This is a genomic window from Streptomyces sp. NPDC104096 (assembly GCF_055584385.1).
The window spans coordinates 96,100-112,433 of record NZ_JBVJMD010000004.1 but is presented as its reverse complement, the minus strand read 5'-3'; the positions used below and the strand labels follow the sequence as shown (position 1 = coordinate 112,433).

Here is a 16,334-nt window from a genome sequence, read left to right as displayed (position 1 = left end):
GGCAGGCCGAGGCCGAAATCGCCTCCGGACGGTCCGAAGATCGCTGATCCGTGCTTCGGCTGATGCGGCGTCAGATGGGTCAGCATGCACCAGTCCTTGCGGTGGCTTCGTCGTCACCGAGGTGCATGCCCCGACCCACTGCGCCCTCACGGCGTGACCGGCGACGGGGCCCCGGGGGGACGCACGCAATCAGCGCGCCTACAGGCGTACGACCACCAGGCCGAGTCCGATCTCCTCGCGGCCCGGCGACGTTCGAGTCCCGTCAGCCGCCAAGCGAGCGGGGCGACGCCGGTCCCCGGAGGCAAGCCCCGTCGAACGGGCCACAGGGTTCGTTACGCCGGACATGCCGCTGTCCATGGCGCTCGGGGTCGACGTCGGCTCACAAACCGGGATCATCGAACTGGTCGAGGTCGAACTGGTCGAGAAGGAAGTCGACCGGTGCGGTGCCCGAGGCGGCGGATTCGCCGTCGTGAAGAAGCTGCTCCGTCCAGATGACCTTGCCGCGGGTCGTGTACCGCGTTCCCCATCGCTGCGCGAACTGCGCCACCAGAAAGAGCCCCCGCCCGCCCTCGTCCGTGGTCGCCGCCCGCCGCAGGCGCGGCGAGGTACCGCTGCCGTCCGAGACCTCGCAGATCAGACAGCGTCCGTGCAACAGCCGCACGCCGACCGGCGGCGAGCCGTACCGGATCGCGTTCGTGACCAGCTCGCTGACGATCAGCTCCGTGGCGAATCCGGTCTCCTCCAGCCCCCACTCCAGCAACGTCTCCCTGCAGCGCGCCCGCACCGAGGGAACCAACGCCGGATCGGGCGGCACGTCCCACTCGGCCACGCGCGAGGGCGGGAACATCCGGGTACGTGCCGTCAGCAGCGCGATGTCGTCGGAGGGGCGTGACGGCTTCAGCGCGTCGATCACCGCCTGACACACCTCCTCCGGAGTGCGTTTCCCGGACCCGCCCAAAGCCCGGCGCAGCCTCTCCAACCCGACGTCGAAGTCGTGGGCGCGGTTCTCCACCAGGCCGTCGGTGTACAGCACCAGTTGTGAACCCTCCGGCAGGGACACCTCGGCGCTCTCGAAGGGGTAGCCGCCCAGACCGAGGGGCGCCGAGACCGGCACACCGAGGCAGGTGACCGTTCCGTCCGGGCGCACCACCACCGGTTCCGGGTGTCCCGCACGGGCCATCGTGCAGGTCCCCGCCACCGGGTCGTAAACCGCGTACAGACAGGTCGCTCCGGTCACCGCCTCCCCTTCGTCGTCATCCACGGCATCACCCCTGTTCTTCTCGTTGTCCATGCGCACGACCAGGTCGTCCAGGTTCCCGAGCACCTCGTCCACGGGCAGGTCCAGGGTGGAGAAGTTGTGCACGGCGGTGCGCAGCCGACCCATCGTCGCCGCCGCGTGCAGCCCGTGACCGACGACGTCACCCATCACCAGGGCCACGCGCGCGCCCGGAAGCGGGATGACGTCGAACCAGTCCCCGCCCACCCCCGCCTCCGAGGGCAGATACCGCCAGGCCACCTCCAGCGCGTCCTGCTCCGGCTGTCCACGCGGCAGCAGACTGCGCTGCAGCGCCACCGCCATCGCGTGCTCCCGGGTGAACCTCCGGGCGTTGTCGATGGCTACCGCCGCCCGTACGGCCAGTTCCTCCGCGAAGGTGAGATCCTCCGGCTCGAACGCAAGGGAATCCGCCGTCCGGTAGAAGTTCGCCACGCCCAGCGGTACGTTCCGCGCCCGCAGCGGCACGGCCACCAGCGACCGCAGCCCGCTCTCCAGGGCCTTCCGGGCGCGCTCCGGGTCCTGTTCCCGCCAGCCGTGTGCCCGGCGCAGGTCCGTCTCCAGCATCCCCCGCCCCTCCTGCAGCGTCCGCATCTGCGGGGTGCGGGGCGAGAACACGATCACTTCGTCCAGCGGATACACCGGCATCATCCGCTGTTCGCCGCCGATCGCCGCCCGGCGCAGATGCCGCCAGCCCCCCGCCGTCGGCTCCCACCCCCGCAGCACCGCGTCGAGCAGATCCACCGTCACGAGGTCGGCGAACTGCGGCGCCGCCACGTCGGCCAGCTCCTGGGCCGTATGCCTTACATCCAGCGTCGTCCCGATCCTCACCCCGGCCTCGTACAGCAGCTTCAGCCGCTCCCGCGCGACCTCGGCCCGACCCGAGATCTCCGCCAGCTCCGTGGTGTCCCGGAGGGTCACCACGCTGCCTCCCCGGTCGCCCTGCGGGTACGTCGGCCGTTTGTTCACCGCCAGCAGTCGGTCCCCCGCGCGAAGCACCTCGTCGGTGACCTCCTCCCGCGACGACAGCAGGCTCATGACCGGCTCCGGCAGTCCCAGCTCCCGCACCGAGCGCCCCCGCACGTCAGCCGGCAGTCCGAGAAGCCGCGTCGCCTCGTCGTTCGCCAGCAGCAGCCGTCCGTCGGCGCCGGTGATCAGCACCCCTTCCCGCACCGCGTGCAGGACCGCGTCGTGGTGCTCGTACAACTGCGCCAGCTCCACCGGAGCCAGGCCGAAGGTCTGCCGCCGCAGCCGCCGGGACACCAGCGTCGTTCCCGTCATGGCCAGCGCCAGCGCGACCGCGCCGCCGGCCAAGATGATCGGCAGCTGCGGCAGCCACAGCCCCGCCACGTTCTTGACCGTGATTCCGGCGGAGACCAGGCCGACCACCTTGCCGCGCGAGTCGGTCACCGGGACCACCGCCTGCACGTCCGTCCCCCGGCCCGCGGGCAGAGGCGGCCCACCGGCCTGCTCGACGACGGTACGGCCCTTCAGCGCCGGTGCGATGGCGCCGACGAACTTCTTCCCGATCTCCCGCGGATAGGGGTACGTGTAACGAATCCCCTTCGTGCTCATGACGACGACGAAATCCATGCCTGTGCGCTTGCGCGCCGCCTCGGCCCGCGGCTGGAGCACCGCTGAGGGGTCCCGGCTCTGCAGTGCCGCGGCCACGTCAGGGGCACTCGCGAACGACTGGGCCGCGATGACCGACTCCCGTCGCCCCTGCTGCAGAGCGTCACTCGCCGCCTGGAGCACCATGCCCACCACCGCGGCCACCACCAGCAGGACCACGATGACGACCTGGAGGAGGAACACCTGACCGGCCGCACTGCGCAGGTCCATCCGGGAAGCGCGACCTTTGCGCGAGCGTCCGACGGGCGGATGATGTTCCGGGCTCAGAGGGCGTTCGGAGAATGCCTCCATACACCCTTGATAACACCGCTGTGGGCAAGCCGACGCCGATCGAATCCGTTGCGCGGCTGCCGCGTCGCAGCAGCAGAGGGCGTCGGTGCAGGAAGGAACGAGCCGAGCGGGAGCAGGGCGTCGAGAGCAGATGCCCGTCGGCGCGGCAGGCGTGGGTGTGCTGCTGACCGCCCGGGTTGCGGCGGTGATGTGCTGCGCGGCGAGCCGTGCGCCCTCGTCCCCGGCCGACCCCGTGGTGATCGCGTCCTTGAAGGCGCGGGCCGGCTCGCGGTCGGCGGCATCGTATGCGCGACTCGGCAGGGGCCAGGAGCCTGTCGCCGCGCAGGGCGCGCCGCATCGCTGGCGCGGTCGCCTCCTCACCGGGAGCAGACGCAGCCGTGACACGGTTCCAGCCACCTATGCGGAGCGCTCTGGAGTCCCGGGGCGCCTACAGCGGACGACGACGGCCGCGATGTCGTCATCGAGCCTTCCGCCGCTGTAATGGAGTAGGTCTCGGTGAAGCCGGTACAGCAGCTCACGGGGCGTCGCCGGGCCGAGCTGCCGCATCCACTCCGGTAGCGGGAAGAACGTGCCGGCCCGGTCCCGGGTCTCCGTCACGCCGTCGGTGTAGAGCAGCATCTGGTCGCCGGAGGCGAAGGCGACGGTGTCGACGTTGTAGTCGTCCCCGAGGAGCGTCGCGAGGTTGAGGGGCGGTGAGGGGGCGGTGGGCTCGAGGACGCGGATCTCGCCGTTGTGCATCACCAGTGGCGGAGGATGTCCACAATTGAGGATTTTGACATGTCCGCCGCCGCTGGGGATCTCGGCGATCAGAGCAGTGGCGAAGTGCTCAGGCTGATCCGGGTCGAGGACCGCGACGCTGTGGCGCCCCATGCTCGTCTCCAGCCGATGGATGACGCCCCTCAGGTCGGGCTGGTCGTACGCGTTCTCCCTGAAGCAGTTGATCACCGCCGAGGCAGCTCCCACGGCCGGCAGCCCTTTGCCGCGCACGTCACCGATGAGCAGCCGAACCCCGTACGGCGTGTCGGCCACCTCGTAGAAGTCGCCTCCGATCCGGGCCTGCTCCTGAGCCGCCAGATACAGCGACTCGACATCGAGGCCTTGGACACGGTGCGGCAGTGGGCGCAGCAACACCTGCTGCGCTGCGTCGGCGACGAGCCGGACCTGGAAGAGCGCTTCCTCTCGCTGGAGTCGAAGATGACTCGTATATGCGGCCGTCAAAGTGACCGCGACGATCGCAGCCGCCGTGTAGGGCGTTCCGAGATCGGAGTACACGAAGCTGAGCCCGATCATGGCCAGCAGGCAGAACGCCCCCAGCGCGATCGTCGGGAGCACGGGCCACATCGCAGCAGCCAGGGCGGGTGCGGCAGGCAGGAGACGGCTGAAGGCGATCTCCCTGGGAGTGGCGAAGGCCAAGCCAGTGATGAGGACGGTGAGAATCACGGGGGACAGCAGGACGATCTCGCGTGGGGCATCGGATGACGGGCGGTGGTGCCGGGGTCGTCGCGTCCTGATCACAAAAATCATCTTAACGGGGCATAACGGGCTTCGTTCCGTGAGAGCATCGGCGCCCATGCGCGCCGATCGGCCGCTGGACCGCGCCGTGCAGCCCCCTCGGAACGCCCCCGGCTGTGAGCGGCCCTCCCGCCTTTTGCGGTGGGCAGCCCAGGGATCGGAACCCGTCGTCGAGGACCGACAAGGTGGAGCTCGCGCCTCCCCGGGCCGAGCCTCACTTTTTTCGAGGGCGCACGTGGTCTGGGACCACGGCCGTCTTGGGCACGAACCGCAGTTCATGGCCTTCACGTCCGGGAGGGGCCGCACAGTTGGCGACAGCGGCGTGATAGCGAGTGCTGCGGCGGAGCCCCGTCGAGAACCATCCCGACGGGGCGGTTCGTCGTGGCCGCCGGCGGCCTGTCGGCCTAGGGTCTGTGTGATGTTGTGATCAGTTGGTGGGTTCTTCCCTCTTCGGGTGGTGGGACCCGGTAGGACATTGGCTGTGTCTCGCAGGCAACTCATCGACGATCAGTGGGAGTTCATCGAGCCGTACCTGCCGATCGGTGAGTACGGCCCTGTCCCGAGCGGCTGCGAGAGCAGTTCGAGGGAGTGATCTGGCGGTTCCGGTCCAGTGGGCAGTGGCGCGAGATGCCGGCCGAGTTCGGGCCCTGGGCCACCGTCTACGGGCGTTTTCGGGTCTGGCGCAACGCCGGTGTCTTCTCCGCCCTGCCGGAAGGTCTGATCGCTGCGGCAGCCCGCGTGGACCGGACGGATCTGTCGCTGGTCAGCGTGGATTCCACGACCGTGCGGGCCCACCACGACGCTGCGGGGACGCGGGTGAGCGATGACCTCATGAGGGTGCTGGAGGAGGCCGTGCGGGAGCAGGAGCGGGCCCGGCAAAAGGGGGCGGTGCGCAGGAGCAGAACGGACAGGGCGAACGGCGGCGCGTCCGGCGCCGGCTCCGCCTGAAGCAGGCTTTGCCCGGCAGGTCCAGGGGCAGCCTGACCAGCAAAATCCATCTCGCCTCGGACCGCAGATGCCGTCCGCTCGTGCTCGTCCTGACCGCGGGGCAGGCGGCCGGCAGTCCGCAGTTCGTCCCCGTCCTGCAAAGGGTGCGGGTCCGGCTGCCTGTCGGCCGTCCCCTCACCAGGCCCGGTGCGGTCGCTGGGGACAAGGCCTATTCGTCCCGCGGAAACCGCGCCTACCTGCGCAGACGCAACGTCGAAGCGGTCATTTTTGAGAAGAGGGACCAGGCCGCCAACCGGAAGAAGAAGGGCGCCGGAGGCGGCCGGCCCGTCAGCCGCGACGCCGATCTCTACAAGGAACGCAACGCCGTCGAGCGCCTGATCGGCAAACTGAAGGCCTGGCGAGGCATCGCTACCCGATACGACAAGTCGCCCGAGAGCTGCCTCGCCGGCCTCCACCTCCGCGCCGCGATGGTCTGGATCAACGACCTCCTCAAGGCCACCAGCTGATCACAACATCACACAGGCCCTAGGGGGGTACGGGGCGTCGCGCGTGCAGGACGGTGACTGGGACGTCCGGGACTCCGGTGCGGGCGAACGCCGGCGGCTCTTCATGTCGTCGCTGAGCGTGGTCTGTCCCGCGGTGAGCGGTCGGTCCCTCATGGTGACGTCGTGCAGGTAGGCGTGTTCGGCGCTGTGGGCGTTCGCCATGCAGATAGCCGGGACCCGGGATCTGAACAGGGGCGGAGGAGTGCCGGCGGGCAATCCTTGCAGTGGCGTCCAGGAGGCCGGAATGCGGCCGCGAGAAGGTGGCCATCGCCTCCCGCGCCGCAAGGGTGAGGCCGGGCGGGGGATGTCAACAACGGCGTGGCGGACGACGTCCACCTCCGTGCCCGGTCGGATCTGCTTCGCATGGACCGGCCCGGAAAGCGCGCAGCAGGTTCCTGACACGCGAGCTCGTGCGACTGGCGCGACGTCAGAAAGGTCAGCAACAGGTCAATGTGAGTCCTCGAACACCCGGCGACGGCTGACCGTACATGCGAAACGATGTAGCCTCCGAACAACGCCCTTGACCTGCAAAAGCAGGCAGGGAGCAGACAGACCGGGAGATTTTCCGTGCTTCGTACCATGTTCAAGTCCAAGATCCACCGTGCCACCGTCACCCAGGCCGACCTGCACTACGTGGGATCCGTGACCATCGACGCCGATCTCCTGGACGCGGCCGATCTGCTGCCCGGCGAGCTGGTCCACATCGTCGACATCACCAACGGCGCCCGCCTGGAGACGTACGTCATCGAGGGGGAGCGTGGGTCCGGGGTGATCGGGATCAACGGGGCCGCGGCCCATCTGGTGCACCCCGGTGACCTGGTGATCGTCATCAGTTACGCTCAGGTCACCGACGCCGAGGCCCGTACCCTGCGCCCGCGGGTCGTGCACGTGGACGCGGACAACCGGATCGTGGCGCTGGGCGCCGACCCGTCGCAGCCGGTGCCGGGCTCGGACCAGGAGCGCAGCCCGCAGGCCGTCGGCGCCTGACCGTGGCGACGCCGGAGAATCCGACCGTACTTCGAGGGGGAGCCCATGAGTGAGATCGAGATCCGTGACGACCGGACGGGCGGACGCCTGGAGGCGCTGACTGCCGACGGCGAGGTGGCCGGCCGTATCGAGTACTTCGTGCTGGAGGCCCCCGCGCGGGCCCTGGTGCCCGTGCACACGATCGTCGAACCGGCCCACGAGGGCAAGGGCATCGCGGGCTCGCTGGCGCGCGAGCTGTACGCCGTCGCCGCCCGCGAGGGCGTCCCGGTGGCCCCGCTGTGCCCGTACGTCGTCAAGTGGGCCGAACGCCACCCCGACGAGGCCCCGGCGGCCGACCCGGCGCTGCTGCGCGCGGCGAAGGACTGGCTGATCGCGCACCCCGGAAGGTTCTGAACCGCCCGTGCTCGCGCTCCTGCACACCTCGCCCGTCCATGTCCCGGTCTTCGACGCCCTGCGTGACGAGGCGGATCCGGGCCTGGAACTACGGCACTTCGTGGACGAGGGGCTGCTGGCGCGGGCTCGCGACAGGGGCCCCGAAGCCGTCGTGGCGGAGGTGCGCGCCGTCGTCGACCGTGCCGTGTCCGGTGGCGCGCGGGCGGTGCTGTGCACCTGCTCGACCATCGGCGCCGTCGCGGAGGCGTACGGCGCCGAGGCCGGCGTCCCGGTCCTGCGGATCGACCGTCCGATGGCGGCGGCCGCGGTGGCGGCCGGGTCGCGGGTCGTCGTCCTCGCGGCCCTGGAGAGCACCCTGGGCCCGACGGCGGCCCTGATCGAGGAGGAGGCCCGCGGCGCCGCCCGGCCCGTCACGGTCCGCACCGTGCTGGTCGACGGCGCCTGGGCGTGTTTCGAGGCGGGCGACGGCGAGGGGTACGTCCGGCTGGTGGCGAGGGCGGCCGACGCCGTCACCGACGCCGACGCGATCGTCCTGGCCCAGGCGTCCATGGCCCCGGCCCGGGAACTCGCCGCCACGTCGGTCCCGGTGCTCGCCAGCCCGCGGCCGGGCCTGACGGCCGCGGCCCAGGCCGCGCGGGCCGGGTGACCCCGGGGCGTCTCGTTCACGGGAGGCCGGCCGGGCCCCGACGTCCTCGGGTGAGTGGCGGCGCGGCCACCGGGTACGCGGGGAGTGGTCCAGAGCCGAGGTTCACCGACTCGCCGGAGGACGCCATGCAGCAGCCAGCACCGTACCCCGATCCGGTCCCGCCCGGGCCGACGCCGGGCCCGGACCCGCAGCGTCCGGATCCGTCTCCGGAGCCCGGACCCACGCCGGAGCCGACGTTCCCGGACCCCGCGCAGCCGCCCGAGCCGTTCCCGGACCCCCTGCGGCCTCCGTCCCCGGTCCCCGCTCCGCCCCCGGCCCCGACTCCGCCGGGGCCACCGGCCCCCGAGCCGACACCGCCGGCGCCGGGCCCTCCGGAGCCCTCGCCCTCACCGGTCCCGCCGGGCCCTGAGCCGGTTCCCAACCCCGAACCGGGACCCCCGCTCACCTGACGGACACCTGGAGACGTCCAAGGCGTCCGCGACTGCCCGATATCGGGCAGGATCATGGCTTTCGTGTGCCCCGGGGCCCTAGGGTCGTCGCGTGATCGACTTCTCCGCCCTCTGGGGCTTCGCCGTGATCGTCGGCCTGCTCACCCTCACGCCTGGCCTGGACACCGCGCTCGTGCTGCGGACCGCCGCGCTGGGCCACCGGCGCCGCGCCTGGGGCGTGGTCCTCGGGATCCAGTCCGGGGTGCTGGCCTGGGGGATCCTCACCTCGCTGGGCGTCACCGCCCTGCTGACCGCCTCCCAGCTCGCCTACACGATCGTCCGCTGGGCTGGCGCCGCCTACCTCGTCTGGATGGGCGCACGCATGGTCTGGGCCACCCGGCGCCGGGCGGGCGAACCGGCCGGGGAACCGACCGGAGAGCCGCAGGAGGCCGACGGGACCCCGGACACGCCGGCCGGCGGCTGGCGGCAGGGCGCGCTGACCAATCTGCTCAACCCCAAGGTCGGCGCGTTCTACGTGGCCGTGCTCCCGCAGTTCGTTCCGGCGGGCAGCTCGCACCTCGCGATGGGCGTCCTGCTCACCGGAACCCATGTCCTGCTGGGAACGCTCTGGTCGACCGTCCTCGTCGGCTGCGCCCACCTGCTGCGCGACCGGCTGCGCCGCCACTCCACCCGGCGCCTGCTCGACCGGGTGACCGGCACGGTCGTCGGCGCGTTCGGCATCCGGCTCGCGTTCGGCGACTGACCCCGGCCCCGGGTGCGTCCGAGGCCGCATGTGCCGAGGTCGCTTATGCCTGATGTGCGCGCCGACGCCGGACACGCCGACGCCGGACACGCCGACGCCGGACACGCCGACGCCGGACACGCCGACGGCGGGCGACCTGCGTGGTCGCCCGCCGTGCTGCCCGCCGGTGCGGCGGGCGGCGGCCGTACGGTCCGCCGCGTGTGCCGTTACGCCGTTACGTGGTTACGCCTCGACCTCGGACCGGTCGCCGCCCCACATCGTGTGGAACGAGCCCTCCCGGTCCACCCGCCGGTAGGTGTGCGCACCGAAGAAGTCGCGCTGCCCCTGGGTGAGGGCGGCCGGCAGCCGTTCGGCGCGCAGGGCGTCGTAGTAGGCGAGCGCCGCGGCGAAGCCGGGGGTGGGGACGCCCTCGCGGGTCGCGGCGATCAGCACCTCGCGCCAGTCGTCCTGCGCGGCCGCGATCTCCTGCGCGAACGTCTCGTCGGACAGCAGGCTCGGCAGGTCGGGCCGGGCGTCGTAGGCGGCCCGGATGCGGTCCAGGAAGGCCGCGCGGATGATGCAGCCGCCGCGCCAGATCGAGGAGACCGCGCCGAGGTCGATGTCCCAGTCGTACTCCTCGCTGCCCGCCGCGATCTCGTGGAAGCCCTGCGTGTACGACACGATCTTCGACGCGTACAGCGCCTGCTCCACCCGGTCCGCGAAGGCCGCCGCCTCGGACTCCGACAGCGCCGAGGCCTTCGGCCCGGCCAGACCCCGCGAGGCCTCGCGCAGCGCGCTGTGCCCGGACAGGGAGCGCGCGAAGACGGCCTCCGCGATACCGGACACCGGAACACCCAGGTCCAGGGCGATCTGGACGGTCCAGCGGCCGGTGCCCTTCTGCTCCGCCTGGTCCTGGACGACGTCCACGAACGGCTTGCCCGTCGCCGCGTCCACGTGCGACAGGACCTCGGCGGTGATCTCGATCAGGTACGAGTCGAGCCGGCCCGTGTTCCAGGTGCGGAAGATCTCCGCGATCTGCGCGGGGGAGTACCCGGCGACGTCGCGCAGCAGCTGGTACGCCTCGCCGATCAGCTGCATGTCGGCGTACTCGATGCCGTTGTGGACCATCTTCACGAAGTGCCCGGCGCCGTCGGGACCCACGTGCGTCACACAGGGGGCGCCGTCGGCCGCCTTCGCGGAGATCTTCTCCAGCATGGGGCCGAGGGATTCGTACGACTCCTTCGAGCCGCCCGGCATGATGCTCGGGCCGTTCAGCGCGCCCTCCTCGCCGCCGGAGACGCCCGTGCCGACGAAGTGGATGCCCTGTTCGCGCAGGGCGCGCTCGCGGCGCCGGGTGTCCGCGAAGTGCGCGTTGCCGCCGTCGATGATCATGTCGCCGGGCTCCAGCAGCGGGGCGAACTCCTCGATCACCGCGTCCGTCGGCTCACCGGCCTTCACCATGATGACCAGCCGACGCGGCCGCTCCAGCGCCGCCACGAAGTCCTTCGCGGTCTCGGCCGCGACGAACTCACCCTCGTGCCCGAACTCCTCGACCAGCGCGTGGGTGCGTGCCGAGGTCCGGTTGTGGACCGCGACCGCGTACCCGTTGCGTGCGAAGTTGCGGGCGAGGTTGCGGCCCATGACCGCGAGACCCGTGACGCCGATCTGGGCTGTAGTGCTCATACGGTTGGCTCCTAAGCATCCTGATATCGGTCGTGCCGGTCGTGTCCGTCAGTATTGCCGCTGTTGCGCTCAGTATCGCCGCATCGACCATCCTGACGTTACGGTTCGCCGACCGCACGTCCGGGCTGTTCCATGTCGCGTACGCAGATACGCGCCGGAACCCCCTCCTGCCTCAGCCGTTCGGGAAGTCGGTCGGATTCCTCGCCACTTGTGCGCCAGGGCGGCTGATTGCCGCCTTGTCATGACCTGTTCGGGGCGCTTACTTTTGCCCCTCCTGACGCGCGTCGAGGGGGCTCTCCATGGCCGTACGCGGCCGGCACCGCCGGTACCAGCCGAACAGGATCAACCGCGCCTCGCTCACGGTCACGGCGGGCGGCGCCGGTATCGCGATCCCGCTCATCGGCGCGGGCGGCGCCCAGGCCGCCGACGTGGACACCTGGAGCAAGGTCGCCGCCTGCGAGTCCAGCGGCAACTGGGGCATCAACACCGGCAACGGCTACTACGGCGGACTCCAGTTCACCCGGTCCACCTGGGAGGCGTACGGCGGTACGGCGTACGCGCGACGAGCCGATCTGGCCACCCGGGACCAGCAGATCGCGGTCGCGGAGCGGGTGCTGAAGGGGCAGGGCCCCGGTGCCTGGCCGGTGTGCTCCGTCCGGGCGGGGCTGGCCCGGGGCGGGGACACGCCCGACGTCCACCCGGCCGGCACCACCTCCGGCCGGACCGCCGCCCGCTCCGCGCAGGGCGCCAAGAGCTCCGCGGGCTCCGCGTCGGCCGCCGCCCCGGATTCCGCGCACACCTCCGCGCGTGCCTCCGCACCGGATGTGCAGCCGCAGACCACGCCCCAGTCACGGGCCGGTACGGCCGAGATGTACACGGTGGTGCGCGGGGACACGCTCTCCGGGATCGCCGAGGAACAGCAGGTGAGGGGTGGCTGGCAGCGGCTGTACGGCGCCAACCGCGCCACCGTCGGCGCGGACCCCGACCTGATCCTGCCGGGCCAGCGACTGAGCCTGCGCACCGGCGCCAAGGCCGACGCCGGCGCCGACGCCAAGGCGAGAACCAAGGCCGTCGGCAAGTCGGCCGCCCCGGCGCACGCCCCCGCGCGCAAGGCCCCGCACAAGTCCGCGTCGGACGGCGCCAAGGCGACCACGTCCGGCGCCCACGGCCTGGTCGCCCCGGTCCACGCGGCACTGGGCACGGCGTACCACGCCGAGGGCTCGCACTGGTCGAAGGGCTACCACACCGGAGTGGACTTCCCCGTGCCCACCGGCACGGCGGTCAAGGCGGTCGCGCCGGGGCGGGTGGTCGACGCCGGGTGGGGCGGCTCCTTCGGCTACCAGGTGGTGATCCGGCACGCCGACGGCCGCTACACCCAGTACGCGCACCTGTCGGCGATCTCGGTGAAGGCCGGGCAGTCGGTGGGCGGCGGTCAGCGCATCGGACGGTCGGGCGCCACGGGGAACACCACGGGCCCGCATCTGCACTTCGAGGTGCGGACGGGGCCCGGGTTCGGTACGGACGTCGACCCGCTGGCGTATCTGCGGGCCGGCGGCGTCAGGATCTGACCGCGGAGTCAGGATCTGACGCGGGTGTGATGCCGGTCCACCACCGGCATCACCACGAACGGGCCGCCGTAGAAGGAGCTGTAGTAGCGCGGCTCCTCGTCCTGCGGCTCGGTCCAGGAACCGGGGCGCGGAAGGCCGCGCGGCTCGTCGTCGTTCGGGTCCCCGCTGCCGGTGTCCCGGGCCGGGGCGAGTTCCCCGGTGAGGCCCGCGGTGATGTCCTGGGCGAGGTCCGAGGCACCGATCGGTGCGCCGGACGGTTCGTCCCGGGGCGGGACGGGGCCGGGCGTCCGGGAGAGCACCGGGGCGGCGTCCTCCGGCACGGCGGCGAAGGCCGGTCCGGCGACCGCTTGCCCGGGGACTTCCTGCCCGGCGACCGTCTGTCCGGCGGCTGCCTGTCCGTGGACTCCCTGTCCGTGGACCGCCTGTCCGGGGATCGGGAGCCGCGGGGTCTCGCGGAGTTCCGCCGGTGCTGACGTCTCTGACGTCTCCGGCGCGTGTGCGAGACGCTCGGTGGTCAGCAGGATCAGGCCGCCCGCCGCCACCACGGCGCAGCTCAGCGCGAGCACGGTGCCGGTGGTGCCATGACGGAAGGTTTCGCCGAACATCGTGATGCCCACCGCGGCCGCGACCACCGGGTTGACGACCGTCAGCGTCGCCAGCGGGGCCGCGAGTCCCGCGCCCCGGTAGGAGGCCTGCGACAGCATCATGCCGGCCGTCGCCAGGACCGCGATGACGGCCAGCGACGGCAGGTCACCCGTCACCACGCCCCCCGACCAGTCGACCGCCACCGTCTTGGTGAACACCGAGGACATGCCGAACGCGATGCCGGACGCGGTGGCGAGCAGCACGCTGCGTACCGCCGGGTGCCGGTGCGCCGCCCGCGCGGCCGTCATCAGCGCCACCACCGCGCCGCCGGTGACCACGGCGGCGCCGATCCGCTGGGCCGTGCCGAGCGACTGCGCGTCGGCCGCGCCGACCAGTGCGAGCAGGCCGGCCAGTCCCACCGTCGCCATGATCGCGCCGCGCCAGGCCGTGGCACCGGCCCGGCGGCCGACGAACAGGGCCGCCATCGGCAGCGCGAACACGATCGTCAGCGCGCCCAGCGGCTGCACCAGGCTCAGCGGGCCGCAGGCGAGCGCCACCACGTGCAGGACACCGCCGAGGCCGTTCAGCGCCACGGCCGCCCACCAGCTCGCCCGGCGCAGCGGCGCGAACTGCTCGTCGGGGGAGGAGACCGCGACCTGCTCCTGCACGATCGCACCGCCCGCGTACGCCACCGCGGAGACCAGCGACAGCAGCACGGACAACGCGAGGGCACTCATGAGGGGCTCCTCTGCGTGAGGCGGGCGCGCGGTGCGCGGCGCGGCGAACGGTCTGCGTCCATAACCAACACCCTGCCCGGTCGATCCCTTCCCGTCGTCGTCCCTGAGCAGGCAATGGGTCCTACTGCCGATGGAGTACGGAAGGAGGACGCTCCTCCCCAGGATGGGTGACACGGAGGGGAACCGGCTGATCACGGCTCCTACCGGACTTGGTACTACTGCTGATCGTGGACCACTTCGACCCCGACCTCGACCCCGACCTCGACCCCGAGCTCGACCCCGAGCTCGCCGCGCTCCGCCCGCTCGGCGGCTTCTTCGTCCTGCGCACCCTCCCGTCCCCGTCCGGAGCGACCACCGGAACGTCCGCCGGAGCGACCACCGGAACGTCCGCCGGAGCGACCACCGGAACGTCCGCCGGAGCGACCACCGGAACGTCCGCCGGAGCGCCCACCGGAACGTCCGCCGGAAGCTCCGCCGAGCCGCCGCCCGCCCTGCGCGACCTCTACGACAGCCCGGCACCGGACGGACACCGCGACCCGCTGGCCTTCCGCGTCCGGAAGGTCACCCGCAGTCTGCGGACCGCCGAGGCGCGCGTCGGGGCGTCCGTGGCGCACCAGGCGCTCGCGGCCCGGCTGTGGTCCGCGGCGCTCGGGTGCGCCGCGCTGTACGGGCGGATCCCCGACCTCGACCCGCGCCTGCTGCGCTGGGACGCCGATGCCGGCGCCCCCGACGACCTGTGGCTGTCCGAGGTGCGCCCGCTGCCGGCGGACCCGGTGACCGTCGCCGACGCCGTGCTGGAGGGCCACCTCCGGCCGCTGACGGCGCTCGTGCGCGCCCGCTACCGGGTCGCCGAGGGGCTGCTCCGGGGCAACGCCGGTTCCGCGCTCGTCGGGGCGGCCCGGGAGCTGGACCGCTGGGCGCGGGCGAACGGCCGTACGGACGTCGCGGCGACCGCGCGCTCCCTGACCGCCGCACTCCTGCGCCACCCCCTGCTCAGGGATACCGGCACCCTCACCGGCACCGCCTTCCGGCGCCGTAGCTGCTGCCTGTACTACCGGGTGCCGGGCGGAGGCGTCTGCGGCGACTGCTGCTTCGCACGGCCCCCGCGGTCTTCCGCGCGGGACGCATCTGGGTGACCATGAGAGAAGAACCAGCCACTGAGACAGGGGGATCCGGGTGCGAGTGGGATTGCTGACCCGGGAGTACCCCCCGGACGTGTACGGCGGCGCGGGCGTCCATGTCGAGTTTCTCGCCAGGGAGTTGCGCCCCCTCGTGGACCTCGACGTCCACTGCTGGGGCGAGGGCCGCACGGACGGCGTCACCCGGCACCGCTCCTGGTCCGCGCTCGACGGCGCCAACGACGCCCTGCGCGCCTTCTCCACGGACCTGTCGATCGCCGCGGCCGTCGAGGGGCGCGAACTCGTCCACTCGCACACCTGGTACGCCAATCTCGCCGGCCACTTCGCCAAACTGCTGTACGGCATCCCGCACGTGCTGACGGCCCACTCGCTGGAGCCGCTGCGCCCCTGGAAGGCCGAACAGCTCGGCGGCGGGTACGAGTTGTCGAGCTGGGCCGAACGCACCGCCGTGGAGGGGGCCGACGCGGTGGTCGCGGTGTCCGGCGCCATGCGCGAGGACGTCCTCGCCTGCTATCCGGCGCTGGACCCGAAGCGGGTGCACGTGGTGCACAACGGCATCGACACCGCCCTCTACCGGCCCGATCACGGAACCGACGCGCTGGTCCGCGCCGGGATCGACCCGAGCCGTCCGTACGTGCTGTTCGTCGGCCGGATCACCCGCCAGAAGGGCGTGCCCCATCTGCTGCGCGCGGTGCGGGACATCGACCCGGCGGCGCAGGTGGTGCTGTGCGCGGGCGCGCCCGACACCCCGGAGATCGACCGGGAGTTCCGCGACCTCTTCGAGGAGCTGGGCCGGGCCCGCGACGGCGTGCACTGGATCCCGCGGATGCTGCCGCGTCCCGAGGTCATCCAACTCCTCACCCACGCCTCCGTGTTCGTCTGCCCGTCGGTGTACGAGCCGCTCGGCATCGTCAATCTGGAGGCGATGGCCTGCGGTACGCCCGTGGTGGCCTCGCGGGTCGGCGGCATCCCGGAGGTGGTGGCGGACGGGACGACGGGCGTACTCGTGCCCGTGGACCCCGCCGACGAGGTCTTCGAGGCGGGCCTGGCCCGGGCGCTGGACTCCGTCCTCGGCGACCCGGCGACGGCCCGGCGGATGGGCGAGGCCGGACGGGAGCGCGCGGTGGGCGAGTTCGGCTGGGACGCGGTGGCCCGGCGCACGGTCCGGCTGTACGAGGAGATCCTCAAGGAGGCCTGAGCACACCGCCGGAGAACACGGCGACGG

General features: G+C 72.2%; 11 protein-coding genes and 1 pseudogene. 8 read left to right on the top strand and 4 right to left on the bottom strand.

Annotated elements, in window-relative coordinates; all coding sequences use genetic code 11:
- Positions 1 to 379: 379 nt before the first annotated feature.
- Positions 380 to 3,115, bottom strand: a complete 2,736-nt coding sequence (locus ACZ60B_RS06695; protein ID WP_469384778.1) for a SpoIIE family protein phosphatase — start codon at positions 3,113 to 3,115, stop codon at positions 380 to 382.
- Between the two features lie 477 nt (positions 3,116 to 3,592).
- Positions 3,593 to 4,636, bottom strand: a complete 1,044-nt coding sequence (locus ACZ60B_RS06690) for a PP2C family protein-serine/threonine phosphatase (protein ID WP_469384776.1) — start codon at positions 4,634 to 4,636, stop codon at positions 3,593 to 3,595.
- Positions 4,637 to 5,189: 553 nt separating this feature from the next.
- Here ACZ60B_RS06690 and ACZ60B_RS06685 point away from each other — a divergent pair.
- From ACZ60B_RS06685 to ACZ60B_RS06665, 5 genes and pseudogenes are all read left to right on the top strand, one after another.
- Positions 5,190 to 6,162: pseudogene (locus tag ACZ60B_RS06685) on the top strand (IS5 family transposase).
- A 606-nt stretch (positions 6,163 to 6,768) separates the two neighbouring features.
- Positions 6,769 to 7,188, top strand: coding sequence for an aspartate 1-decarboxylase (gene panD, locus ACZ60B_RS06680; RefSeq protein ID WP_469384775.1), 420 nt, complete (start codon positions 6,769 to 6,771; stop codon positions 7,186 to 7,188).
- A gap of 45 nt (positions 7,189 to 7,233) precedes the next feature.
- Positions 7,234 to 7,581, top strand: coding sequence for a GNAT family N-acetyltransferase (locus tag ACZ60B_RS06675; RefSeq protein WP_469384773.1), 348 nt, complete (start codon positions 7,234 to 7,236; stop codon positions 7,579 to 7,581).
- Positions 7,582 to 7,588: 7 nt separating this feature from the next.
- Positions 7,589 to 8,227 carry an aspartate/glutamate racemase family protein gene (locus tag ACZ60B_RS06670; RefSeq protein WP_469384771.1) on the top strand — a complete coding sequence of 213 codons (639 nt, stop codon included), beginning with the start codon at positions 7,589 to 7,591 and terminating at the stop codon, positions 8,225 to 8,227.
- A gap of 540 nt (positions 8,228 to 8,767) precedes the next feature.
- A complete protein-coding gene (locus ACZ60B_RS06665; RefSeq protein ID WP_469384769.1) occupies positions 8,768 to 9,418 on the top strand; it encodes a LysE family translocator in 651 nt (216 codons plus the stop codon).
- Positions 9,419 to 9,640: 222 nt separating this feature from the next.
- Here ACZ60B_RS06665 and gndA read toward each other — a convergent pair whose 3' ends face one another.
- Complete coding sequence (gndA, locus tag ACZ60B_RS06660; RefSeq protein WP_152893982.1) at positions 9,641 to 11,080, bottom strand: NADP-dependent phosphogluconate dehydrogenase; 1,440 nt, start codon at positions 11,078 to 11,080, stop codon at positions 9,641 to 9,643.
- A gap of 299 nt (positions 11,081 to 11,379) precedes the next feature.
- Here gndA and ACZ60B_RS06655 point away from each other — a divergent pair, with 299 nt between their 5' ends.
- Positions 11,380 to 12,648: a transglycosylase family protein gene (locus tag ACZ60B_RS06655; RefSeq protein WP_469384768.1), complete on the top strand. Its 1,269-nt coding sequence runs from the start codon at positions 11,380 to 11,382 to the stop codon at positions 12,646 to 12,648.
- A gap of 8 nt (positions 12,649 to 12,656) precedes the next feature.
- Here ACZ60B_RS06655 and ACZ60B_RS06650 read toward each other — a convergent pair whose 3' ends face one another.
- Entirely contained in the window at positions 12,657 to 13,970 is a 1,314-nt protein-coding gene (locus ACZ60B_RS06650) for a DMT family transporter (RefSeq protein ID WP_469384767.1), read from the bottom strand.
- A 209-nt stretch (positions 13,971 to 14,179) separates the two neighbouring features.
- Between ACZ60B_RS06650 and ACZ60B_RS06645 the strand changes: the two genes are divergently transcribed.
- Together ACZ60B_RS06645 and glgA are read left to right on the top strand one after the other, a co-directional pair.
- Positions 14,180 to 15,106 carry a (2Fe-2S)-binding protein gene (locus ACZ60B_RS06645; protein WP_469384765.1) on the top strand — a complete coding sequence of 309 codons (927 nt, stop codon included), beginning with the start codon at positions 14,180 to 14,182 and terminating at the stop codon, positions 15,104 to 15,106.
- Between the two features lie 40 nt (positions 15,107 to 15,146).
- On the top strand, positions 15,147 to 16,307 hold the full coding sequence (gene glgA / locus ACZ60B_RS06640; RefSeq protein ID WP_469384763.1) for a glycogen synthase: 1,161 nt from the start codon (positions 15,147 to 15,149) through the stop codon (positions 16,305 to 16,307).
- The last annotated feature ends 27 nt before the right edge of the window (positions 16,308 to 16,334 follow it).